Annotated in this window: 18 protein-coding genes and 2 rRNA genes; 9 read left to right on the top strand and 11 right to left on the bottom strand. The window is 42.8% G+C overall.

The window, feature by feature from the left end; translation table 11 throughout:
* Positions 1 to 5: 5 nt before the first annotated feature.
* Together ACXAC4_RS00785 and ACXAC4_RS00780 are read right to left on the bottom strand one after the other, a co-directional pair.
* Entirely contained in the window at positions 6 to 1,373 is a 1,368-nt protein-coding gene (locus ACXAC4_RS00785) for an MFS transporter (protein WP_475158367.1), read from the bottom strand.
* Between the two features lie 68 nt (positions 1,374 to 1,441).
* Positions 1,442 to 2,221 carry a substrate-binding periplasmic protein gene (locus tag ACXAC4_RS00780; protein WP_475158366.1) on the bottom strand — a complete coding sequence of 260 codons (780 nt, stop codon included), beginning with the start codon at positions 2,219 to 2,221 and terminating at the stop codon, positions 1,442 to 1,444.
* Positions 2,222 to 2,348: 127 nt separating this feature from the next.
* On the opposite strand from ACXAC4_RS00780, the gene uvrA reads away from it, so the two are divergent.
* The 3 genes from uvrA (at position 2,349) to ACXAC4_RS00765 (ending at position 7,628) form a co-directional block, all read left to right on the top strand.
* Entirely contained in the window at positions 2,349 to 5,168 is a 2,820-nt protein-coding gene (gene uvrA, locus ACXAC4_RS00775) for an excinuclease ABC subunit UvrA (protein WP_475158364.1), read from the top strand.
* A 142-nt stretch (positions 5,169 to 5,310) separates the two neighbouring features.
* Positions 5,311 to 6,432: a hypothetical protein gene (locus ACXAC4_RS00770; RefSeq protein WP_475158363.1), complete on the top strand. Its 1,122-nt coding sequence runs from the start codon at positions 5,311 to 5,313 to the stop codon at positions 6,430 to 6,432.
* 53 nt (positions 6,433 to 6,485) lie between these two features.
* Positions 6,486 to 7,628: a hypothetical protein gene (locus ACXAC4_RS00765; protein ID WP_475158362.1), complete on the top strand. Its 1,143-nt coding sequence runs from the start codon at positions 6,486 to 6,488 to the stop codon at positions 7,626 to 7,628.
* Here the strand turns inward: ACXAC4_RS00765 and ACXAC4_RS00760 are convergent.
* Positions 7,609 to 7,998 (bottom strand): acyl-CoA thioesterase, encoded by a 390-nt coding sequence (locus ACXAC4_RS00760; RefSeq protein WP_475158360.1) that lies wholly within the window; start codon positions 7,996 to 7,998, stop codon positions 7,609 to 7,611. The genes ACXAC4_RS00765 and ACXAC4_RS00760 overlap by 20 nt on opposite strands.
* Positions 7,999 to 8,027: 29 nt before the next feature.
* Here ACXAC4_RS00760 and ACXAC4_RS00755 point away from each other — a divergent pair, with 29 nt between their 5' ends.
* Positions 8,028 to 8,744, top strand: a complete 717-nt coding sequence (locus ACXAC4_RS00755; RefSeq protein WP_475158359.1) for a 2OG-Fe(II) oxygenase — start codon at positions 8,028 to 8,030, stop codon at positions 8,742 to 8,744.
* Between the two features lie 20 nt (positions 8,745 to 8,764).
* Here ACXAC4_RS00755 and ACXAC4_RS00750 read toward each other — a convergent pair whose 3' ends face one another.
* A complete protein-coding gene (locus ACXAC4_RS00750; protein WP_475158357.1) occupies positions 8,765 to 9,136 on the bottom strand; it encodes a YacL family protein in 372 nt (123 codons plus the stop codon).
* A 132-nt stretch (positions 9,137 to 9,268) separates the two neighbouring features.
* Here ACXAC4_RS00750 and ACXAC4_RS00745 point away from each other — a divergent pair, with 132 nt between their 5' ends.
* Positions 9,269 to 10,180 carry an AEC family transporter gene (locus ACXAC4_RS00745; protein ID WP_475158356.1) on the top strand — a complete coding sequence of 304 codons (912 nt, stop codon included), beginning with the start codon at positions 9,269 to 9,271 and terminating at the stop codon, positions 10,178 to 10,180.
* Here the strand turns inward: ACXAC4_RS00745 and ACXAC4_RS00740 are convergent.
* Positions 10,163 to 10,402, bottom strand: coding sequence for a hypothetical protein (locus ACXAC4_RS00740; protein WP_130255620.1), 240 nt, complete (start codon positions 10,400 to 10,402; stop codon positions 10,163 to 10,165). The genes ACXAC4_RS00745 and ACXAC4_RS00740 overlap by 18 nt on opposite strands.
* Positions 10,403 to 10,694: 292 nt before the next feature.
* Here ACXAC4_RS00740 and ACXAC4_RS00735 point away from each other — a divergent pair, with 292 nt between their 5' ends.
* Complete coding sequence (locus tag ACXAC4_RS00735; RefSeq protein WP_475158355.1) at positions 10,695 to 12,005, top strand: short-chain fatty acid transporter; 1,311 nt, start codon at positions 10,695 to 10,697, stop codon at positions 12,003 to 12,005.
* Positions 12,006 to 12,068: 63 nt separating this feature from the next.
* Here the strand turns inward: ACXAC4_RS00735 and ACXAC4_RS00730 are convergent, their stop codons facing one another.
* Positions 12,069 to 13,082: a site-2 protease family protein gene (locus ACXAC4_RS00730; RefSeq protein WP_475164005.1), complete on the bottom strand. Its 1,014-nt coding sequence runs from the start codon at positions 13,080 to 13,082 to the stop codon at positions 12,069 to 12,071.
* 138 nt (positions 13,083 to 13,220) lie between these two features.
* Between ACXAC4_RS00730 and ACXAC4_RS00725 the strand changes: the two genes are divergently transcribed.
* A complete protein-coding gene (locus ACXAC4_RS00725) occupies positions 13,221 to 14,429 on the top strand; it encodes an EAL domain-containing response regulator (RefSeq protein WP_475158353.1) in 1,209 nt (402 codons plus the stop codon).
* Here the strand turns inward: ACXAC4_RS00725 and ACXAC4_RS00720 are convergent.
* The gene (locus ACXAC4_RS00720) at positions 14,419 to 15,492 is read right to left on the bottom strand and encodes a hemolysin family protein (RefSeq protein ID WP_475158351.1); all 1,074 of its coding nucleotides are present in this window, start codon (positions 15,490 to 15,492) and stop codon (positions 14,419 to 14,421) included. The two genes, ACXAC4_RS00725 and ACXAC4_RS00720, sit on opposite strands and share 11 nt — an antisense overlap.
* Positions 15,493 to 15,601: 109 nt before the next feature.
* On the opposite strand from ACXAC4_RS00720, the gene ACXAC4_RS00715 reads away from it, so the two are divergent.
* Positions 15,602 to 18,052, top strand: coding sequence for an alpha/beta hydrolase family protein (locus tag ACXAC4_RS00715; RefSeq protein ID WP_475158349.1), 2,451 nt, complete (start codon positions 15,602 to 15,604; stop codon positions 18,050 to 18,052).
* A 178-nt stretch (positions 18,053 to 18,230) separates the two neighbouring features.
* The gene (locus tag ACXAC4_RS00710) at positions 18,231 to 18,935 is read left to right on the top strand and encodes a response regulator transcription factor (RefSeq protein ID WP_475158348.1); all 705 of its coding nucleotides are present in this window, start codon (positions 18,231 to 18,233) and stop codon (positions 18,933 to 18,935) included.
* On the opposite strand, the gene ACXAC4_RS00705 is transcribed toward ACXAC4_RS00710, so the two are convergent.
* The 4 genes from ACXAC4_RS00705 to ACXAC4_RS00690 form a co-directional block, all read right to left on the bottom strand.
* Positions 18,932 to 20,443, bottom strand: coding sequence for a YifB family Mg chelatase-like AAA ATPase (locus tag ACXAC4_RS00705; protein ID WP_475158346.1), 1,512 nt, complete (start codon positions 20,441 to 20,443; stop codon positions 18,932 to 18,934). The genes ACXAC4_RS00710 and ACXAC4_RS00705 overlap by 4 nt on opposite strands.
* A gap of 17 nt (positions 20,444 to 20,460) precedes the next feature.
* Positions 20,461 to 21,069, bottom strand: a complete 609-nt coding sequence (locus ACXAC4_RS00700; protein WP_475158345.1) for a trimeric intracellular cation channel family protein — start codon at positions 21,067 to 21,069, stop codon at positions 20,461 to 20,463.
* 370 nt (positions 21,070 to 21,439) lie between these two features.
* A 5S ribosomal RNA gene (gene rrf, locus ACXAC4_RS00695) occupies positions 21,440 to 21,553 on the bottom strand.
* 118 nt (positions 21,554 to 21,671) lie between these two features.
* Positions 21,672 to 24,552: ribosomal RNA gene (locus tag ACXAC4_RS00690) — 23S ribosomal RNA — on the bottom strand.
* Positions 24,553 to 24,726: the final 174 nt, after the last annotated feature.

The raw sequence follows: 24,726 nt of genomic DNA, 5'->3' as shown, positions 1-24,726 counted from the left end.
TCACACTAATTCAAGCCAAGTATTTGCTTTGCTTGGTTTATATCAAATTCTTTATCATTTACTTTTAGGTAACTGCGATTCTCATCGTTTACCATTGTTGCTTCGATCACTCCCGGTAGCGCCACCAATTGCTCAGCTAACTGCTCGGCTCTATGTGGGTCGGATAAATCAACCATTAAACTGATCACTTTACTCTTAGGAGGGATCTGCATTTGCCATGCAATAAATAGCCATATTACCCCAACTCCTGCTGCAGCCGCAAACACTGTATTCGCTTCACCGATTTGCGCTAGATAACCCCCTAAAACACCACCTAAAAACGCACCGAAGAATTGCCCCGATGAGAAAACGCCCATTGCAGAACCTTTCTGATTTGCCGGCGCTATGCGCGATACCAAGGCCGGCATGGTCGCTTCAAGGAAGTTAAAAGCAATAAAGTATAACAACATGCACAAAGCAATACTCATGATTGACGTTGGCAATAAAATAAGACCTAACACACTAAAAATTAGCACGAAAATAGAAAGTAAAAAGACCTGTTTTTCTTTTTGTTTTTTGATGGCAATGATCATTAAAGGCGCCATTAAAATAAATGCAGCCAATAAAACGGGAATATAAAGCTGCCAGTGGCTTTCAGCCGCTAAGCCGCCAATGATTAACTGACCAGGCAAAACCACAAATAAAGTTGTGAGTGTGAGGTGAAGTAACATCACACCAAGATCTAAGCGAAGTAACTGCGGATGCTTTGCCAGTCGTTTTATATCAGTAGCTGACGCGACTGTATCGCCTTTTGGGGCGCGATTTAATGCATTAGGGACCACAAAAGACACAATCACAATGCCTAAAATTGCCAACCCTGCCGTTAACCAGAATACGCCTGCAATACCAAATGATGACGCCACCATTGGCCCAAGTAACATAGCGACCGCAAAACTTAGGCCGATACACATACCTATCACGGCCATCACTTTAGGGCGTTGTTCATCTCGACTTAAATCTGCAGCTAAAGCCAACAAAGCACTGGCAATGGCGCCCATACCTTGTAAAGCTCGGCCAACCGTTACCCAGTAAATTGAATCTGCGACAGCGGCAATCACTGAGCCGATAGCAAACACGACTAAGCCACCAATAATGACTGGCTTTCTCCCCACTTTATCGGATAACCAGCCCATCGGGATCTGCAATAAAGCTTGAGTTAAACCATATGCGCCGATTGCTAAACCGATCCACATTGGCGAGACATGCTCAAGTGACTGACCATAAATGGCGAGTACAGGCATCAGCATAAATAAACCGAGCATTCTGAATGCGAATACACTGGCTAGCGAAAAAGCAGCGCGTTTTTCTAAGGCGTTTAATGATTGGTTAGACATAATTCTCGTTATAACTGACTCGCAAATGCGCGCGACAGTTTAACAAAAAAATAGCCGTTGCAAAAAACTTAATCTAATTTGTATTTTTTTAAGATTTCTCTAATTTTGCCTGTTTGCTTTAGTCTCTCTAAAGCCTGCTCCAAGCGCACTTTAATTTTCGGAGAGACGCTTTGCTTGCTCAAAGCGATATAAACCGGTTCTTGATTTATCACAAAAGGGTTTATTTCTACTTGCATATAATCAGGATTATTTTCTGATTGGTAGAGCATATTATATTTCTCAGCAAAAAAGCCTGATATTCGACCATGCTTTAACATGCTAATTCGTAATTTGTTATTTGTGATCACTGTAAAGCGTTCTTCTATATTGGGCGTGTTTTTTAACAGTGCGTCGACCTCATGTCCATAAAATGCATCTCGATGAATTGCGACAGGCGCGGGCAAAGTTAATAAATCTTGATAACTACTTAATGTGTAAGGCCGCGATTTATGACTAACAAATACGATGGTCTCGTTGCGTTGAGGGCCAATAAAATAAGCAAACCGCTCACGTTGCTTGGTTGGTGACATACTCAACATCATAGCTATCTCACCCGTCTCAAGCATTTTAATTGAACGACCCCAAGGTAAACTTACAAATTTATAGCTACAGTTTGCTTCTTCTAGAAGTGCTTTGGCAAAATCAACATCTAGACCATGCCAGCTCAAAGCATCAGTTTGGTTGTTGTAGCGGGCAAAATTTTCAAACCGCACCACTAAATTACAATCAGGGTTAATGCGCGTGCCCGTAAGCGCCTGCACAGTGAGACTGAAAACCAAAAAGAGAAGGAGTACGTATAGTCTTTTCAAAATTTATTAGCCACATTTTTACCACCTATTCAGTGTAGATGCTTTTACAAAGAAGCGATAATTTTCACAAAAATGTGCGATACTGTGGCGAAGTTTGATTACACCCTCAAGCAGTTACTGGAGCATCATGGATAATATAGAAGTAAGAGGCGCCCGCACCCATAACCTGAAGAATATTTCACTGACTATTCCACGTGATAAGTTAATTGTTATCACTGGGTTATCTGGTTCAGGTAAATCCTCTCTCGCGTTTGATACTTTATATGCAGAAGGCCAACGCCGTTATGTCGAGTCGCTTTCAGCTTATGCGCGCCAATTTTTATCTTTGATGGAAAAACCCGATGTAGACCATATTGAAGGTCTGTCACCTGCGATTTCTATTGAGCAAAAATCAACATCTCACAACCCTCGCTCTACTGTCGGTACTATTACCGAGATTTACGATTACCTACGCTTACTATTCGCACGTGTGGGTGAGCCTCGCTGCCCGACCCATGATTTACCGCTTGCAGCACAAACTATCAGCCAAATGGTCGATACTGTTTTGGAGCAACCTGAAGGCAGCAAACTGATGCTGTTAGCGCCTGTGGTAAAAAATCGTAAGGGTGAACACGTCAAACTATTCGAGCAATTGAGTGCTCAAGGCTACATTCGTGCCCGTGTTGATGGCGAAGTCTGTGATTTAAGCGATCCACCAACCCTCGAATTACATAAAAAGCATACTATTGAAGTCGTTGTAGACCGCTTTAAAGTAAAAGATGGCTTGCAACAACGTTTGGCAGAGTCATTCGAGACCGCCTTAGAATTATCGGGTGGTGTGGCCGTTGTTGCGAATATGGACGACACAGAACAAGCAGAGCTTACTTTCTCTGCTAACTTTGCCTGCCCAACTTGTGGCTATGCCATGACTGAGCTAGAGCCGCGTTTATTCTCATTCAACAACCCGGCTGGTGCTTGTCAAAGCTGTGATGGCTTAGGTGTACGACAATACTTTGATCCAAGTCGCGTGGTACAAAACCCTGAACTTAGTTTAAGCGGTGGTGCAATTAAAGGCTGGGACAAACGCAGTTTCTATTACTTCCAAATGCTGCAATCTGTGGCTGAGCATTATGATTTTGACTTAGAAGTACCTTTTGAGAAGTTATCTAAAGACGCGCAAAAAGTTGTTCTGGAGGGCTCAGGTAAAACTAAGATTGCTTTTAACTATCGCAATGATCGCGGTGATGTGATCACCCGTAATCACGAATTTGAAGGCGTGCTAAATAATATGAGTCGCCGCTACCGTGAGACGGAATCAAGCTCAGTGCGCGAAGAGCTTGCCAAATATCAAACCAATCAAGCCTGCCCTAGCTGTAATGGCTCGCGTTTGCGTGAAGAAGCACGTCACGTTTTTATTGGCAAAACAACGCTGCCAGATGTGACATTAATGAGCATCGGTGATGCGATGACTTTCTTCGATGAGTTAGAACTTACAGGTCAACGTGCACAAATCGCTGAAAAAATCTTAAAAGAGATCCGCGACCGTTTATCTTTCTTAATCAATGTTGGCTTGAACTATTTATCACTAGAGCGTAGTGCCGATACCCTTTCAGGCGGTGAAGCGCAGCGTATTCGTCTTGCCAGTCAAATTGGTGCCGGACTCGTCGGTGTTATGTATGTGCTTGATGAACCCTCAATCGGTCTTCACCAACGCGACAATGACCGCTTGCTTAGCACGTTAACTCACCTACGCGATTTAGGTAATACCGTAATTGTGGTTGAGCACGACGAAGATGCCATTCGCGCAGCTGATCACATTATCGATATCGGCCCTGGTGCGGGTGTTCATGGCGGTCATGTTGTTGCACAAGGCTCGCGTGACGACATTCTTAATTCACCTGAATCTTTAACAGGTCAGTATTTAAGTGGTGCAAAAGCCATTGTTGTCCCTGAGCAACGCCACCAGCCAGAAGATAAGTGGCTAGAGCTCTTTGGCGCCACAGGTAATAACTTAAAAAATGTTGACCTGCGTATTCCATTTGGCTTAATGACCTGTATCACAGGTGTGTCGGGCTCTGGTAAATCAACCCTTATTAATGACACGCTATTTAAGCTGGCTCACACAGCACTAAATGGGGCCACCACGGCTGAGCCTGCCCCTCACAAAGACATTCAAGGCCTTGAACATTTCGATAAAGTGATCGACATTGACCAAAGCCCGATTGGCCGTACACCGCGTTCAAACCCTGCAACCTATACTGGTATTTTCACGGCTATTCGTGAACTGTTTGCGGGTACACAAGAAGCGCGTTCACGTGGCTATAAAGTGGGTCGTTTCAGCTTTAACGTAAAAGGTGGTCGCTGTGAAGCATGTCAGGGTGACGGTGTTATCAAAGTAGAAATGCACTTCTTGCCTGACGTATACGTACCATGTGATGTGTGTTCAGGTAAACGTTATAACCGTGAAACCTTAGAAGTACTTTATAAAGGCAAAAACATCCATGAAGTACTAGAGATGACAGTTGAAGATGCCCGTGAGTTTTTCGATAAAATTCCAGCGATCAGTCGTAAACTGCAAACACTAATGGATGTTGGCTTAACCTATATTCGTTTAGGGCAAGCAGCTACTACACTTTCTGGTGGTGAAGCGCAGCGTGTGAAACTCGCTAGAGAATTATCTAAGCGTGATACTGGTAAAACCCTTTATATTTTGGATGAGCCGACCACAGGCTTACACTTCCACGATATTCAACAATTACTGGTTGTACTGCATCGCTTGCGCGACCATGGCAACACTATAGTAGTGATTGAACACAATCTCGATGTTATAAAAACAGCTGATTGGATCGTCGACTTAGGTCCTGAAGGTGGCGCCGGCGGTGGTCAAATTCTTATCTCGGGCACACCTGAAGCGGTAGCTGAATGTGACGCATCTCACACAGGTAGATATTTAAAACCCTTGCTTTAAGAGGCGCAGCACTAATTAGCATAGTGTTAAATTTTATTTAATTTTTTAAGGCTTGCCTTCATAATAGGGGCAAGCCTTTTTCTTATCTTTGAAAGATTGAAAAGCCAGAATAAAAATAAAAAAACGAATAACGGATGTATTCATGCAAGCTACTACTCACCACATCAAAGCAGTATCAAGTTTTTTTAGGCGTTTTGCCGAAAGAATCATACATTTTTGGTGCTCTTTAACCCTCGCACAAAAACTTTATTTAATTGCATTTATTGCTTCTTTAAGTGCAATTCCTGAGATGGTCGCAGAAACGCTTCATGACACTAGCGCAGAAAATACTCAAGGCTCAATGGAGCATTCTGATGATTCAGATTCAATTGGCGTTGGAGGAGCTTTATACATACTGTGTGTACTTACGGCCCTGCTAATTGAACTGTGGCCTAAATTAATAAAATTTTGGGAAAACACCATAGGTAAAGCGATCATTTTTATTTTTTATGCTTTTTTAGCAAATTATGCACTAGCCTATGCAGCTGGTACTATCAACCAAATCACTGGGGTCAGCGCTGACCACTTTCCATATACGCATAACCTAAGTCTGATGTTGTCAATTCCAACTTGGTTTATGATCAGTACTTTTATAATACTTATACTAACCCCCTTATTACAGCCAGCCTATATGGTTTTTCTCTTGCTTCTAAGACCTTTTGGCCTTCAATACCGTTGGCATAAACCTGATTATCGCTTCCCAATCATTACCAGCTTTATTCGTATGTTCTTATGTACCATTATTGCAATAGTATTTTTATTAATCAGTGTTTCATCAGGGGTTTCTGGCAGTATGCAAACCATTTTCAGTACAGTTATTGGTAACTTCTCTTCTATAAATCTTGCCTATGGCAGATCTAAAGATGCTGATGAAACATCAAACGAAGATGCTTTAACGATATCCACAACTGTAACCAAATCAAAAAGCAATACAGTTGAAGTAGATGCACACGAAAGTGCTAATAATAACTATCAAGAACGCGCTAATAACTACGACAACCGTATAAAGCAAATTCTTGCTTACTTTATTTATGAACTAGAAGCCGATAGCTACTCTCGATGTCAGGTCACACCAGGAAGACGTGTTGTAGAGCTCAATGATTACGATATTTTGGAAATCTGGCCGATAGAAGGTAAAGAAAAAGCCTATCACTTTGAAGTGAAGCCGTGTATTTCACCCGGCATAAAACTTCATTTGTCTAGCCAAGCTAAAGCGCTATATTAGTTAAGAATAAAGATCTGCTAACAATGATAAATAATAAAAAAACGGACCAACTCATGGAAAAGCTCCCTTCTCCCAAGCACCTATCAGGTTTTTACTATAGCTTAAAAACGCGGTGGCTCACGTTCTGGCGGTCACTGACGTTTTCCCAACGCTTATATTTCACGGCCATTGCGTTGTTTTTTCTATTATTAAATAGCGAGTCTGAGCCTGTACCTGGAGTCTCTGAAAACGAACAATTTTTAAATGACTTGTTTTCGCCCTCGACGTTTTTAATGGTTGCGATCATTATCATCGCACTACTGAGTGAGCTGTGGCCAAAATTAATGAAGTTCTGGGACAGTCTGCCTGGCAAAGCCGTCATATTGATCTTCTATGCATTTATCGCCAACTATGCATTGGCTTATGCTGCAGGCGCAATCAATGATATTACGGGAGTCAGTGCCGATCACTTCCCGTATACCCATAACCTCAGTTTAATGCTGTCTTTACCGTCTTGGTTCTTCATCAGCACACTCAGTATTTTACTATTAGTGCCACTGTTGCAGCCTTTTTATGTCTTACTTTTGTTATTCATGCGCCCTTTTGGTTTACACACCATGTGGCACCCACCTGAATACCGCTTTCCAATTATCACCAGCTTTGTGCGTATGACACTGTGTGTCATGCTCTTTGTTTTTGTACTTATGTTCACATTTACGTCGGGTATGTTTGGTGGCATGAGTACCATGTTCACGAATGTGATCGAAAGTTTTAGCAATACCACTGTAAGTAATAACGTAACCGAAGAGGTTGACAAAGAACTGTCTGAACCAGCGAAGCCAAAAGAAGCGCATACGGAGCAAGTCGATCAAGCCATTGCTCAAGCTCAAAAAGATCAAAGCCCAATTTTATCTTTGAATATCGGAGAAGGTGACGCGGCAACCATTTCACTCTCTGAACGTGCTGAAGCTTACGATAATAAAATCAAAACCATTCTGGCTTATTTTATCTACGAACTAGAAGCTGATAGCTATTCTCGCTGTCAGGTCACTGAGGGGAGCCGCATGGTAGAGCTAAATGATTATGAGATTTTAGAGATCACGCAACTGTCCGAGCAAGAGCGTACCTATAAATACGAAGTCAAACCTTGTATTTCGGTGGCCATTGGCCACCAATTTAAATCTTCGGCTTCAATTCCTACAGAAGAAAAGCAGTAAGCTGCTGTTTTTCATCTTCACTTAATGGTTGTGAGCTTTTATTCGCAAAATCATAACGTACCATCACGGTCTTGCCCTCAGCGCAGCACGTTCCGTGCTGCCAAGCTTGCTGTAAAATCACAAATGAGCTTGACCCTATGCGCTCAATGGCAGTTTTAACTTCGACTTCTTGACCATAAAACAACTCGCCTTTAAAAGTCACTTCGACCTTGGCAACAATCAATTTCCATTGTTTTGGATCTAGGTCTGGGGTAAAAATCTTAAAAATAGGCACACGCGCGGCTTCAAACCAAACCGGTAGTGCGGTATTGTTGATGTGTCCGAGCACGTCGGTTTCACTAAAACGCGGCATGAGTTTTTCTGACAACATAATAATTCTAATATCCTGTAGGTACTCAGATGACAGATTTTATTCGCGTTTACGACAACGCACTCTCAACTGACTTTTGCGATACATTTGTGCAGCAGTTTGACCAAAGCCCTCACCTAAAGCAAGGGGTCACGTCTGGTGGTGTCGATCTAAGCAAAAAAATTAGTCACGATCTGTATTTAAATGCACACCCTGAGTACGCACAGACTTTACAACACATTCAACAAGTCACCGCACAGCATGTGTTTAAGTATATTGAAGAGCACTTCTTTATGATGATTGGTGCGTTCGGTTTAAAGGTGTACCACCCAAAAACAGGACAACCAGTCGACTTAACCGTTGATAATTTCGAAGAAGTTGGTAAACCACAAATTCATGTACTTACCCAACAGCTATTTCGTTTAGGCAACATTCAAGCGCAAAAATATCAAGCAGGAAAAGGCGGTTATCCATACTGGCACAGTGAGGTTTACCCACAAGTCGGTCATAATGAAGCACTTCATCGCGTGCTGTTATTTATGTTTTATTTGAATGATGTTGAAGAAGGGGGAGAAACTGAGTTTCACTACCAGAATAAAAAAATAGCCCCTAAAAAAGGCGCTATGGTTATCGCACCGGCTTATTTCACCCATACACACCGAGGCTGTATTCCAGTTTCTAACGATAAGTATATATTGACGTCTTGGGTGCTATTTAACAGAGCAGAACAAATCTACGGTGTGCCACCAGAGCAGGCTACGATGTAAGATTGACCTTGGAAGAAGCCTTAGTGGCTTCTTCCTATAAATTCGCTCCAATCTTCTAACAGCTCAACAAAATCTTCAAAACCACAAACCGCCATTAGACCATGCTCATCTAGCTCAAGTGCATCATCTTGATATTGCGCTAAGTCATCGTTGTTATGAAATAAGCTATGCGCTTCAAATAACGCCTCTTGCTCACACAACTTAAAGCGTACTTCTTTGCCCAGTCTGATCAAAGGCGTGTTTAATGACTTAATATTACGACATTGCGCGAGTAAGTCTTTAACTTCATTGTGAGCCAGTTCTTCGTTAAACCAGCGACCAATCAAAGCTTGCTCGTCACTGATCTTGACCCTGAAACCACTAATTGGGTCACGAATAAATTGATACTCCATACGACTGTCTCTCAAAATTAATAAACTTATAAACCAAGAATATTATACTTTGCATGGCATAAACTGCCCAGCAACTTGAGCTTTCATAGCGTAAACAGGATAATTCACGCTCCGACACCACTTAGAGTAGATATGAACCCAATTGATATTCTGTTCCCGCTGATCTTCGTGGTCACCGCTGGGTTTATTTGTGCCAAAATACAATTCTTGTCCTCAGCTCATTTTGAAGGGCTGCGCACCTTTATTTTCAATTTGGCCATTCCCGTTTTTCTTTTTCTTAGTATGTACAAAGCCGATTTACAACAAGCATTGTCACTCAACCTGCTGCTTAGTTTTTATCTGCCTGTGGTGCTTGTGTATTTTACAGTATGCATTGCTTTTAAAGTGTTTGGTAAGCTATCAGTGGCTGAATCTGCGGTTCTTTCGCTTTCTGGGTGTTATTCAAATACGGTATTAGTTGGCTTGCCCATCATAATCATGGCACTTGGTGAGCATTATGGCGCATTAGTGTTTATGGTGATCACTTTTCATAGTGCACTCTTATTTGCATTGACCTTTGCTTTAAGTAGTAATATGAAAGGGAGCTTGGTTGAGTTATTAAAGCCTTTACTGCTCAATCCTGTCGTACTGAGTATAAGCTTAGGTATTGTGACAAATGCCATGTCAGTTCCACTTCCTACAACACTCATCAATGGGCTAGATTTACTAAGCGAGCCAGCAATTGCTGGGGCGTTATTTGTGTTAGGTGCAAGTTTAAATCAATATTCGGTGAAAGAAGCTTGGAAGGGCGCATTAATAATCAGCGTTATTAAACTCGGCCTGCTACCCGCCGCTGTCTTTTCTTTTGCGACTTGGGTGTTTAACCTACCAGCAGCGCATGTTGCCGTTGTCACGCTGATGGCTGCATCGCCACTGGGCGTGAATGCTTATTTGGTCGCAAGGCAATTAACCGTAAAACAAGATGTTGCTGCCAGCAGTGTTGTGCTCTCAACACTGCTCAGCGTCTTTACTTTAAGTATATGGTTGCTAACGCTCGTACCGTGAACGATAGCTAGTGTATTTCGCTGCATCTATGATTGCCCATAAGTGTGCAACCGCTGCAATAATCGCTGGAAGTACTAAGAACCAAAGCGCATAACCACCAAACACAATGATTGCAAAAATAAGTGCTGGAATAATACGACCTTGTACCAGCTGGCCTAAACCAGGAAAAAATATATTACAAATTGCGGCGATTACATTACCGCCTGAACCTTGTTCTGCCATGGTAACCTCTCTTATTTAAGATTTCTGTTATTAACTAAACAGTAATCGTGCCAAAAATATTAACCCATACAAATCAAATAGTTAAGTAAATCACTTTCTATTTCAAAGTTATAAAAGTGGTTTAATAAGCCATTTATTGGTTTTTTTACTCACTTTATTGGGCGTCATTTAACATACTGAATTTTAGATATAAATAGTAAAGCAGTCCATTCGATATTTAGTTATGCTTAATAGATAACAAAGCACAAGATTAATGTCTTGATAGCTAAAAGAATAATAACAGGATTTCATCATGCTTTTTAAACTCTCTCAGCCCGTTACTAAATTGGTCGAACGTTACTTACCCGACCCCTACGTTATCGTACTTTTATTAACACTGGTTGTTTTATCACTCAGCATTACCTTAACTCCTTTTTCATTTGAGCAAGCCGTCACATCTTGGGGCCAAGGCTTTTGGGCATTGCTGACCTTTGCGATGCAGATGTTAATGGTACTCGTAGCGGGCTTTATGCTAGCTAGTACGCCTGTTTGTAAGTCTCTGCTTGATAAACTCGCGCAAAAAGCCAGCTCAGGCTCTACAGCAATTGTCATGGTGACCTTAGTATCTATGCTTGCCAGTTGGATAAACTGGGGGTTTGGATTGGTTGTTGGAGCATTATTTGCCAAAGCGCTCGCTCGACATGTACAAGTCGATTACCGCATATTAGTCGCCAGTGCCTATTCTGGTTTTATTGTGTGGCATGGTGGGTTATCGGGTTCAGTGCCCTTAACCATTGCAACAGAAGGCCATTTTTCTATCGACAGTATTGGGGTTATTACAACGCAAGATACCCTGTTTGCGCATTTTAATTTAATTTTAATGGCCGTATTACTGGTTGTACTTCCTCTTCTAAATGCCTTACTACTTCCGCCTAAAGACCAACAAATCATTGTTGATAAAGAAAAGCTTGAAGAAAAAAAGGCTACGGTTGTTAATATCGATACCCCAGCTGAAAAACTAGAACACAGTAAGTTACTCGGCATACTCATTGGCACCTTGGGCTGTGGTTATATGGGCTATTACTTTATTGCGCTCGGTGGTGGGCTCAATCTAAATAGTGTGATCGGCTTATTCTTATTTTTAGCTATTTTGCTTCATCAAACGCCAGCTAATCTACTTAAAAGCTTGCAAGAAGCAGTGAGCGGTGGTGCCGGTATTATTATTCAATTTCCGTTTTATGCTGGGATCATGGCAATCATGAAAGACTCTGGTCTCGCTCAACAAGTTTCCAATGTCTTTGTCTCAATGAGTAACGCTGACACACTGCCATTTTGGAGCTTTATTAGTGCCGGCTTGGTGAATATTTTTGTCCCTTCAGGTGGCGGTCAATGGGCTGTGCAAGCCCCGATTGTTTTACCTGCAGCGATAGAGCTAGGCGCTGAGATAAATCGCGTAGCGATGGCTGTTGCTTGGGGTGACGCTTGGACTAACCTCATTCAACCATTTTGGGCATTGCCTGTGCTAGCAATTGCAGGCTTAAAGGCCAAAGATATCATGGGCTTTTGTCTGATCCAGTTAGCAGTGAGTGGTATTATCATTGCCGCAATACTCACCTTCGCTTAAGTAATACAGAGTGATTGAAAATATGTCGTCGTTAAAATCATCAACGGCGACATACATACTTAATTAATTAGATAAGATCTTCATTGGTAAGCTTAAAATCACATTGTCTGAATCTGCAAAGTGCATCATCACTGCAATGTGCCCTACAGCTACAACCACATACATCAGCGCTGAGACAATCTGACCATATCTATCAAGGGGTAACAGATGAGAAATATGACGCTCACGCCATTCAAACACTATCTCCAAACTGCCTATAAAGATAAAAAACACCAGTAGCATCAAACCAAATGTCCAACTGATATAAAGCCCCAGTAACACCCCACCAAAACAGGCCAATAGTCCCACCCAAGAACGCATAGAGAAACTGATACTTTTTAGTACGTGACCGCCATCCAGAGGTAGAATTGGTAATAAATTAAATAAGTTAAGTAGTGCACTAAGCACGGCGACACCGGCAAAGATTTCCATATCTGTTGCGTAATACAGCACCACTCCCAACACGGAGGTAATTAAGCCAAATGCAGGCCCCATTAAAGAGATCACCACATCTTGCCAACGGGTTGTAATTTTTTCATCACTGACCGCTAAGCCACCTACGAAAGGAATTAAATAGATACCCTTCGTCTTGATACCAAAGTACTTCATCGCACGCACATGACCATATTCATGTACCACCAAGCAGGCAATGATCATCAGGGCAAACTCCAATGAGAATAACCATGCATAGCCTGCTACTGACGCTCCCGCAAGCGCAGCCTTTACGACCTTAGCACTCTTGAAAATTTTAAAGCTAAGCATCGCTAAACCCAACCAGCCTCGCTTACTTTCGGCTTGTTGATGAGGCACTTCGAGCCACTGTGGCGGTTGTGCATTCACAGCAACACCTAGCAGCCCTTGTGCAAGCTGTGAAGTATTAAAGTTCACTGCCTGTTCGTTTATCTGACAACTTTGTAGATGCTCAGATTCCGATTCAAGCACTAAGGCTTGTTGTTGATGAAAAACTTGAATGATTTGTTGTTGATTAAAAATCAGAGAAATTGGCTGTCCAGCCACGTTAAGTTCAATCCGAGTCATGACGCTAAAACTAAAGTTTTTTTCTATTATCCCAACAAACTCTAACAGTGACAAACCATCATTTTTTGATCTCGATTTGGTCATTTTTATTTCGCTGTTCTAAACTTAAATATCCTAACCAATTTCAGGGAGTGATTTATGAGCTTTAAAACACAGCGTATTTTGGTTGTTGATGATTCACAGGCCATTCTCATGGTCATGCAGGCAATTTTGTCCGAGCTCGGCGTTGAGCACGTGACTTGTTGCGAGTCAGCACAAGCCGCATTGTCACTCGTAGAGCAACAACCTAAAGCCTTTGATGCCATTTTTACAGATTTAAACATGCCTGAAATGGATGGTATGGAATTGATCAGGCAAGTCGGTCAGAAAGGCTATCAAGGCGGCGTGATTATTATCTCAGAAATGGACCGTCGCATTATTGACCTCGCGTCAAACCTAGCTAGACAGAATCACGCATTGCTCTTGGGTAATATTGCTAAGCCAATACAACTTGTTGAAGTAGAAAGACTGCTGAAAAAGCTCAGCACCCTCTCTCGGCCTCAGACAGAAGATGGCCAGCTCATCAGTGAAGCAGAATTATTACATGCGTTAAGTAATAGTGAGATCACCCCTTTCTATCAACCTAAGGTAAACCGTGCAACCCAACAGATTGAAAGCCTTGAAGTGCTGGCTCGCATTATCTCTGAGCAGCATGGTTTTACGGTTTTGCCGGCAAGATTTATTGATGTTGCCGAAGATTTAGATTTAATAAACTTAGTGACATTTCAGTTGTTTGAAAAAGCCACGGCTGAATATGAAGCGTTGAAAGAAGAGCTACCTCACCCATGTAAATTGGCATTCAACTTATCACCGATCCAGTTAGAAGATATGAATTGCCCGGCAAAGCTGTCTTTGTTACTTGAGTTAAATCACCTTCAACCTAGTGATATTATTTTAGAAATCACCGAACAAAAACCACTATCAAGTGCCAATCAGCTTGAAACGCTAAACCGCTTAAGAATGAAAGGGTTTGAAATTTCTCTTGATGACTTTGGCACCGGATTTACCAATATTAACCAACTAAAGTCTCTGCCATTTACAGAAATTAAAATAGATCGCTCTTTGATCACCCACATAGATACAGATTACTTTTCACAAGTTATCACCAAAAGCTTGGTCGATTTAGCAATCAAAGAAGGCTTTAAAGTCGTGGCTGAAGGGGTAGAAAGAATAGAGGAATTACAGTATCTAGAGCGATACAAACATGACTTATTAATGCAAGGTTTTTTGATTAGTCGCCCAAAAGCCAAGAATGAGCTTATTCGCTGGATCCACTCTTGGCTTAGAATGACAAACTTTAATTCTTAGGCTGTTCTTCTGGATCAGCTTCTATTAAATGAGAGTGGCCGTCGACACGATCACGCCATTTTTGTTTTGCGGCTTGCTGCATATTGGTCGATTGCTCTCGCTCATCAACAATATCCATACCCATTAATGACTCAATCATATCTTCAAGGGTAACGATACCTTGCACATCACCATACTCATCGATGATCAGCGCAATATGGATACGCTTTTCTAATAATGCTTGGAACAGCACTGGCGCACCTAGCGTCTCAGGCACAGTATAAATCGGCTTTACTAGCTTGCCGATTTTGTAGTCTTCCCCTAAGCGATGGAAGGCCAACATAATGTCGTTTTTATGCACGAAGCCAATAATATCATCGGTATTCTCTGAATAGACCAAAATACGAGAGAAAGATACCGAGCCATGCTCAGATAAATACTCGTTTACCGTCATATCTTTGTGCACTTTAAAAAGCACAGTTCTTGGCGTCATAACGTTTTCAAGCTTGGCATGTCTAAACTGCAATAAGCTGCGAATAGTCTCACTTTCTTCTTGTTGCAGTGCACCCGCTTCGCTGCCCATTTCTGCCATAGCCTCGATTTCTTGGCGAATAAAGTGCGCTTCGTCTTGTTTTGAACCAATTAGTTTAGTGAGCTGATCTGACAACCACACGAACGGTTTTAGAATTCGAACCATCCAAGTTAAAGCCAATGACACAATTGGCGTTAGTGCACGCCAATAAGTTGCACCTAGCGTTTTAGGAATAATTTCTGAAAGTACCAATACCAATAACGTCATCACAGCAGACGCAATACCCACAGCAGCATCACCAAATACTGCGGCCGCTTGTGCACCAACACCCGCAGCCCCCGCAGTGTGCGCAACCGTGTTTAAGGTCAAGATCGCTGATAATGGCTTATCAATATTGTCTTTTAAACCCTGTACTCGCTGTGCGAGTAGTGGTTTATCTTTTTTTAGTATCGCTACATGACTTGGTGTAATACTGAGTAACACCGCCTCCATCACCGAACATAAAAATGAAATGGCAATGGCCAAAAACATGTAACTGAATAACAGAAACAACCTAAACTCCTTAATTTCGCAGACTCTCGCGACTTAATCGCAACTCTGCTGAAGATTTAATTTGATGTGCTATATTGGGGCAATTATTTTCCCTACAATAGGTGCATCAATGAAATTAACAACGGTCGCCACTTTACTATTTTCGGCACTGTCTACGCAACTTGTCGCTGCAGAGCTAGATACAAATAAAGTAAAGTTTATTGGACCCCTTGCTGATACAGCAACAATCAAGCCAAATAATACGCCTTACCAAGCTGCCATCATTAATAACTTATTACCTAAATTACAAAGTGATTCAAAAACATTGTCGGTATTAGGTAAAAAAGTGACTTGGCAACCACTTGGTGACGTGAATGAACTAACGATTGCAGGCCTGCAAGCGATTAAGTTCAACTTCTCGGCAGAGCGTTTTGTGCAAGGTAAGTTAAAGCTTAATGGTATCGAAAAAGCCCATGTATTTTTAAATGGTGAAACCTTATCTGACAGCAAAGAATACAACATCAATGCGGTTACGGGCGACCATCAAGTTGTGATCGTGGTAGAACAAGCTGATGACTGGAAAAAAGTCTCGCTAGAATACCTACCTAAAGCAGAACATGATGTTATTACACTGACGACAAAAGAAACTCGTGCGCTTTCAGCTAAGCAACTTTTTGATGCACCTACGATCAGTTCTGTATCGATTTCTCCAAACGGCGAATACTATGTTGTTACTGAGCGTCATTACCAGAGTAATCATGGTAATAAAGCCATTAACAAAACAACGTTAACCGATGAAGAGGGTAAAGTGCTTTACCGCTTTGACGGCTTATCTGCAAATCAAATTAAATGGCGTGCAGATAGCAAACAGGTTGTATTTGTTCGCAATAAAGCCGTTACAGTTTTAAACCTTAAAGACTTAGAAGAGAAAGTGGTCGCTGAACAACTAGATGGCGCATATGGCTTCCAGTACTTCGACAACAACACGCTTGTATTTGCTTGGTCTAAGTCAGATAAAAGTAAGCACACATTAGTTAAACACTTCAGAGGGTTAGAAGACCGCTGGTCTTATGCACGTAATAACAGCCAAATCTTCATGTTAGACATTAACTCCGGTTTTATTAACCCAATCACTGAAGGCAAGTTAAGCCACTCATTGGCCGATTTTGATAATGAAGCAGGCACAATCTTAGTGACGCGTAATCCTAGCGATTATGCTAAACCGCCTCACATGCTGACAGAGCTTGTAGAAGTTAATTTAAAAGACAACCAGCAGACTGTACTTGGTCAATACCGTACATTTAGCTCAGCAAAATATGCTGATGACGGCATCTATGTGGTTGCAGGTCCTGACTTTGCAAATGGGTTAGGCCGTGCTATTCCTGAGAATATGCTTGCGAACAATTACGATGGCCAGCTTTATAAGCTAGACCGTCAGGGGAAAAATGCACAGGCATTAAGTAAATCATTCGACCCTGCTATTGGTTCAATGCAAGTATTACGCAATGATGATGTCGTCATCAAAGTGACTGAGCGTGATACGCAACAACTGTATTTATACGATGAAAGTAAATCTCGATTCACTAAGCTAAAAACAGGCTTTGATGTCGTTGGCAGATTCAGTATTTCTGACGAGCGCAACCCAGACTTACTCGTGACTGGCACACAAGCATCTCACCCTCAGCAATTGAAGCGCTTAGATATTTCTAAAAACCGCGCTAAAACGCTGTGGGATTCAAAAGCTCTGGCTTATGAAAATAGCGAAATCGCAACCCTATCTGAATTTAACTTCACCAATAAAGAAGGCGTTGAGATTAAGGGTCGTGTATACACGCCTCATAACCTAGATGAAAGTAAGCAGTACCCTGCTCTAGTTTACTATTATGGTGGTACATCTCCTGTTTCTCGAGGCTTTACAGGTCGTTATCCGTTTAACCTATGGGCAGCACAAGGTTATGTCGTGTATGTGCTACAACCAACTGGCGCGACAGGCTTTGGCCAAGAATTCTCTGCTAAGCACGTGAATGCATGGGGCGAGTACACTGCAAACGATATTATTGAAGGCACTAAAAAGTTCTTAGCTGCACACCCTTATGTAAATAAAGACAAAGTAGGTAACTTAGGTGCATCTTACGGCGGCTTTATGACCATGCTACTTGCGACTAAAACGGATTTATTCAGTGCGTCGATTTCTCACGCAGGCATCTCAAACATTACTTCTTATTGGGGTCAAGGGTGGTGGGGCTACCTATACTCTGGTGAAGCTTCGAAAAACAGTTTCCCATGGAATAACCCAAAACTTTACTCTGATCACAGCCCAGTATTCCATGCTGACAAAGTAAACTCACCGTTATTACTTATCCATGGTGACGCTGACACCAACGTGCCTCCAGGTGAAAGCCACAACATGTACACGGCACTTAAGTTACTTGGCAAAGACGTAGAATTGATTGAGTATAAAGGCACAGATCACCAAGTATTTGCCCGTGACCGTCGCTTCCACTGGTGGGATACTATGCTAGCTTATTTTGATATGCATTTGAAAGACCAACCACAATGGTGGCAGTATATTTATAAATAAGTATGCATAAATTATGTCCACCTTAGGGTAAGCACTCTAAGGTGGACCATTTTAATCACGCCTAGCAGAACCAATTGCATAAATGTTTATGCAATTGTTACAAATTGTCATTATTCCCTTCTCAGCAATGTTTTCACAGTGCTAATATATACATAATTATTGAATAGATAGCTGACCTATGAGTATCAAAGTATTATTAGTAGAAGATGATGAACTTTTAGCAAAACGCATTATAAGCCATTTTGCTGAAACAGAATTTAGCATCGAAGTTGATAGTACCGGTGCAACTGCATTAGCCAAAGTACAACAAGCAACGCAAGCTCAAGAACGATTTGTACTGGCGATCGTCGATATTGTTTTGCCTGCCACTGACGGTTTAGCATTAGCGAAAGAACTCAATACCTTGACAGATATTGGCGTCATCATGCTATCAAGCAGAGACTCCCAAGCTGATAGGATCGCAGGTTTAGCACAAGGTGCTGATGACTATGTTTGTAAGCCAGTTGACCTACTCGAGCTTGAATTGAGAATGCGTGCTTTGTGTAAGCGTTTAACGATTGCAAATGATGACGATGAGTCTGAAGAGTTTATTGAGTACTCAGATTTCAAGCTTCATCCAGATAACCGCACTCTGATTAATGGCGCAGCTGAAGAATCACGATTAACCGAAGCTGAGCACAAAGTACTTATTTGTTTGATCGCCAATGCAGGTAAGGCAACTTCTCGAGAAAAAATCTCAGAAGATATCGGCCAGCCAGACTGGAGTCCAAGTGACCGAACTGTTGACGTACTCATTGGCCGCTTGCGTAAGAAGCTAGGCGATGAAAAAGAACAAAAACGCATCGTTACGGTTCGCGGTAAAGGCTACATGCTATCTACTTAATACGTGGTTAGCTGAGCGAGTAATCGCTCAAAAGCGCGATAACTTAGTGCCTCCTTTAGAGAGGCTAAATCTATATCCTCCTGCAAGTTTAAATCTGCAATAGTACGCGCCACCTTCAAAACCTTATGATATGAACGTGGTGACAAAGCCAATTTCTCGGCCGCTTTCCCCAGAAACATAGCATCCGATTTTGATAATGCACAATGTAATTGCAGCTCTTTGGTTGATAACGCGGCATTGTTTTTTTCTTGTCGTTGATAAGCAAACTGAACGGCTTTTTCTACCCGCATACGAATGTCAGTGCTCGACTCTTCAGGCTGAGTAGATTGAAGCTCTTCAGTCGTTAACCTTGGTAATTCAACTTGCAGGTCTATTCTATCTAGAAATGGTCCTGATACTTTTGATAAGTATTTTAACACTTGATCAGGTGTTGCCCGTTTATCGCTATGATGCCCAGTTGGGCTGGGATTAAGTGCCGCAACCAACTGAAAGTTTGCAGGAAAGTCGACCTGCCTAGCAGCACGAGAAATAGTGACTTGGCCCGTCTCCATCGGCGTTCTCAATGAATCTAACACCTTTCTATCAAATTCAGGCAGCTCATCTAAAAACAAAATACCATTGTGCGCCAATGATATTTCTCCTGGCTTAGGGTTTGATGACCCTCCAACTAATGCGACTGCTGAGCAAGTATGGTGCGGAGATCTGAATGGACGATTCAACCAGTTTTGATGTGTGACCGACTGGCCTACTAGAGAGTACACAGCAGCAGTTTCAAGTGCTTGCTGCGATGTCATTTGAGGCATAATTGTTGGAATACGTTGAGCTAACATAGATTTACCGGTACCAGGCGGCCCCAAGAAAAGCAGGTTATGACCACCTGCAGCAGCAATTTCTAATACCCTCTTTGCTATTTTCTGACCTTTCACATCACTCATATCTAATTGCTCAAGAGCCTGTTCAGAAACTTGGTCGTAAATAATATTTAAAGTGAGTGATTGCTGCCCATGCAGATCCAGCCAAATTTCTTGCAAGCTGGTGACGGCTTTTCTATTTGACTGAGATACTAAACTTGCAAGCTGATCGTTACCTCTCGGGATATAAGCAACATGATTTTCTTCAGTCGCCGCCATAACCGAAGGCAAAATCGCAGTAATAGAAGAAAGCTCACCACTTAATGCAAGCTCCCCAAAAAATTCAAAATTACTTATCTCTGTATTTTGTATTTGATCAGAAGCAACCAAGATCCCAACGGCAATTGCGAGGTCATATCGTCCGCCTTCTTTTGGCAAATCTGCAGGCGCTAAGTTTACTGTTATACGTTGGTCTGGGAACAGAAAGCCTGAATTAACAAGTGCAGAACGAACTCGTTCTTTAGACTCTTTTACTGAAGTTTCAGGAAGACCAACAATGATAAAAGCAGGAAGCCCATTGCTTAGATGCACTTCAACCGTCACTTTAGGTGCTTTGACACCCACTTGCGCACGGGTAAGAATTTTTGCTAAAGACATATCCTTGTCCCTATCAGTTAATATTTAAAAACGTGAATCACCCAGTTGTAACGCATCGCCATCAAACGAACAACCAAGGTGGTTAACATACCAAACAACATGCTTACTTCTATCGCTATAGAAAAAGACATCAACTGAGTATAGACGATCCCACCTAAAATACAGGTAATCGCATAGAGCTGACCTTTTAAAAGCAAGGGGATTTCACCTGCGAGTACATCACGGATCACCCCACCAAAACACCCTGTTAGCACTCCCATAATCACCGATGTTGTAGCTGGCATACCGATAGACATGGCTTTTTGTGTGCCCATCACAGCAAAAAGTGCCAAACCGAACGCATCTGCCACCTGTAAGAATTTACTCGGTATTTGCTTTTGCTGATTCAAAACAACAATACTGATCAACACAGCACTAAAAATAGCAATAAAATAGCTTGGATCATGCAGCCAAAAAACAGGCTCATCTAAAATAATATCCCTCAGCGTTCCGCCACCAATACCTGTTACCGCAGCTAGCACGACAACACCAAAACCATCTAAATGCTTTTTATGGGCAATAAGGGTCCCAGAAATAGCAAAAACCATAACACCGAGTAAGTCGAACCAATGGATGAGATCGCTCATTAAAATTCCTGAAAATAGATAGATATGAAAAGCTAATAAAAAAAGAATTATAAATTAATTTTTTAAATATTGAAGCAAGGTGCAAAAGGTTACCGACGGCGAACGTAGTGAGTTCGGTTCTTTTGCGCAATTATAGTGCGAAAGGTTTATGACAAGCGCGTAGCGCTTACATTCTTTTCGCGCAAGGTGAGATAAACTAGTTTAGCTGGAGTTGAGGGCGCCTAGATTAAGTACGGTGAAGGTTGCTCACTTCACCTTGCGCTAATTCGTCTTTTTATCACCGAGCTTTGCCTCATCACCGTGCAGGACGATTTAGCACCATAAACGCAAAAAACCCGCTGCATTGCTGCAACGGGTTTCTTTAATTAGGCCCTGGCGATGTTCTACTTTCACATGGGAAGCCCACACTATCATCGACGCTGTTTCGTTTCACTTCTGAGTTCGGCATGGGGTCAGGTGGTTCCAAAACGCTATAGTCACCAGGAAATTCGGTGCGCTAATCGCTTTCGCAATTAACTTAAAATCTGGAAAAAATCTGATAATTTCTAAAACTTCTACTCTAGTTCATATTAGCTTCTTAGCTAAAACCACTTTGGCGTTGTATGGTTAAGCCTCACGGGTAATTAGTACTGGTTAGCTTAATGTATCACTACACTTCCACACCCAGCCTATCAACGTTGTAGTCTCCAACGGCCCTTCAGTTAACTTAAAGTTAAAGTGAGAACTCATCTCGAGGCTCGCTTCCCGCTTAGATGCTTTCAGCGGTTATCGATTCCGAACGTAGCTACCGGGCAATGCAATTGGCATCACAACCCGAACACCAGCGGTTCGTCCACTCCGGTCCTCTCGTACTAGGAGCAGCCCCTCTCAATTCTCAAACGCCCACGGCAGATAGGGACCGAACTGTCTCACGACGTTCTAAACCCAGCTCGCGTACCACTTTAAATGGCGAACAGCCATACCCTTGGGACCGACTTCAGCCCCAGGATGTGATGAGCCGACATCGAGGTGCCAAACACCGCCGTCGATATGAACTCTTGGGCGGTATCAGCCTGTTATCCCCGGAGTACCTTTTATCCGTTGAGCGATGGCCCTTCCATTCAGAACCACCGGATCACTATGACCTACTTTCGTACCTGCTCGACGTGTCTGTCTCGCAGTTAAGCTGGCTTCTACCATTACACTAACCGTACGATGTCCGACCGTACTTAGCCAACCTTCGTGCTCCTCCGTTACTCTTTGGGAGGAGACCGCCCCAGTCAAACTACCCACCAGGCACTGTCCACAATCCCGATTAGGGACCTATGTTAGAACATCAAACATACAAGGGTGGTATTTCAAGGATGGCTCCATGACATCTGGCGACGCCACTTCAAAGCCTCCCACCTATCCTACACATGTAGGCTCAATGTTCAGTGCCAAGCTGTAGTAAAGGTTCACGGGGTCTTTCCGTCTAGCCGCGGGTACACAGCATCTTCACTGCGATTTCAATTTCACTGAGTCTCGGGTGGAGACAGCGTGGCCATGGTTACACCATTCGTGCAGGTCGGAACTTACCCGACAAGGAATTTCGCTACCTTAGGACCGTTATAGTTACGGCCGCCGTTTACCGGGGCTTCGATCAAGAGCTTCGCCTAAGCTAACCCCATCAATTAACCTTCCGGCACCGGGCAGGTGTCACACCGTATACGTCATCTTACGATTTTGCACAGTGCTGTGTTTTTAATAAACAGTCCCAGCCACCTGGTCACTGCGGCTCCCGTCCGCTTAGAGAGTAAATCTCATCACAGATAGGAGCGTACCTTCTCCCGAAGTTACGGTACAATTTTGCCTAGTTCCTTCACCCGAGTTCTCTCAAGCGCCTTAGTATTCTCTACCTGACCACCTGTGTCGGTTTGGGGTACGATTCGAAATAATCTGAAGCTTAGAGGCTTTTCCTGGAAGTAGGGCATCATCAACTTCACTACCGTAGTAGCTCGTCTCGACTCTCAGCCTTAGCGACCCGGATTTTCCTAAGTCACCAGCCTACAGCCTTTCACATGGACAACCAACGCCATGCTTGATTAGCCTGCTCCGTCCCCCCATCGCAATTATTCCAAGTACGGGAATATTAACCCGTTTCCCATCGACTACGCTCTTCAGCCTCGCCTTAGGGGTCGACTTACCCTACCCTGATTAACATGGGATAGGAACCCTTGGTCTTCCGGCGTGCGGGTTTTTCACCCGCATTATCGTTACTCATGTCAGCATTCGCACTTCTGATACGTCCACCCAACTTTACAATTGAGCTTCAGCCGCTTACAGAACGCTCCCCTACCCCGCATACAAAGTATGCAGCCGTAGCTTCGGTGGTATGTTTAGCCCCGTTACATCTTCCGCGCAGGCCGACTCGACTAGTGAGCTATTACGCTTTCTTTAAAGGATGGCTGCTTCTAAGCCAACCTCCTAGCTGTTTTAGCCTTCCCACATCGTTTCCCACTTAACATACACTTTGGGACCTTAGCTGACGGTCTGGGTTGTTTCCCTCTCCACGATGGACGTTAGCACCCACCGTGTGTCTCCCGGATATTACTTTACGGTATTCGGAGTTTGCAAAGGGTTGGTAAGTCGGGATGACCCCCTAGCCTTAACAGTGCTCTACCCCCGTAAGTATTCGTCCGAGGCTCTACCTAAATAGATTTCGGGGAGAACCAGCTATCTCCCGGTTTGATTAGCCTTTCACTCCAAGCCACAGGTCATCCCCTAACTTTTCAACGTTAGTGGGTTCGGTCCTCCAGTTGATGTTACTCAACCTTCAACCTGCCCATGGCTAGATCACCGGGTTTCGGGTCTATACCTTGCAACTCAACGCCCAGTTAAGACTCGCTTTCGCTACGGCTACCCTAAACGGTTAACCTCGCTACAAAATATAAGTCGCTGACCCATTATACAAAAGGTACGCAGTCACCCTCGAAGGGCTCCTACTGCTTGTACGTACACGGTTTCAGGTTCTATTTCACTCCCCTCACAGGGGTTCTTTTCGCCTTTCCCTCACGGTACTGGTTCACTATCGGTCAGTTGGGAGTATTTAGCCTTAGATGATGGTCCACCTATATTCAGTCAAAGTTTCACGTGCTCCGACCTACTCGATTTCACTTTAGATAAGTTTTTGTGTACGGGACTGTCACCCTGTATCGTCAAACTTTCCAGAATGTTCCACTAACTACACTAAAGCTTAAGGGCTAGTCCGATTTCGCTCGCCGCTACTTTCGGAATCTCGGTTGATTTCTTTTCCTACGGGTACTTAGATGTTTCAGTTCTCCGCGTTCGCCTCGTTAACCTATGTATTCAGTTAACGATACCTGTAAACAGGTGGGTTTCCCCATTCGGAAATCCTAGTCTCAAGCGCCTCTTACTGGCTTGACTAGGCTTATCGCAAGTTAGTACGTCCTTCATCGCCTCCAACTGCCAAGGCATCCACCGTGTACGCTTAGTCACTTAACCATACAACCCAAAATGGTTTGTATCGTCAAAGACAGTTTTAACTTCGCCAGAAGTTAATATTGAATACTAAAGTAGACGCTAATAAACAAATGAATGTTTATCGGCATTGTTTTACTTTTGAAAACTCTTTTTAGAATTTCTTCTAAAAGAATTAATTATCAGCTTTTCCAAATT

The organism is Pseudoalteromonas sp. AWM4_233 (genome assembly GCF_056158285.1).
This window is presented reverse-complemented; position numbering and strand designations above follow the sequence as displayed.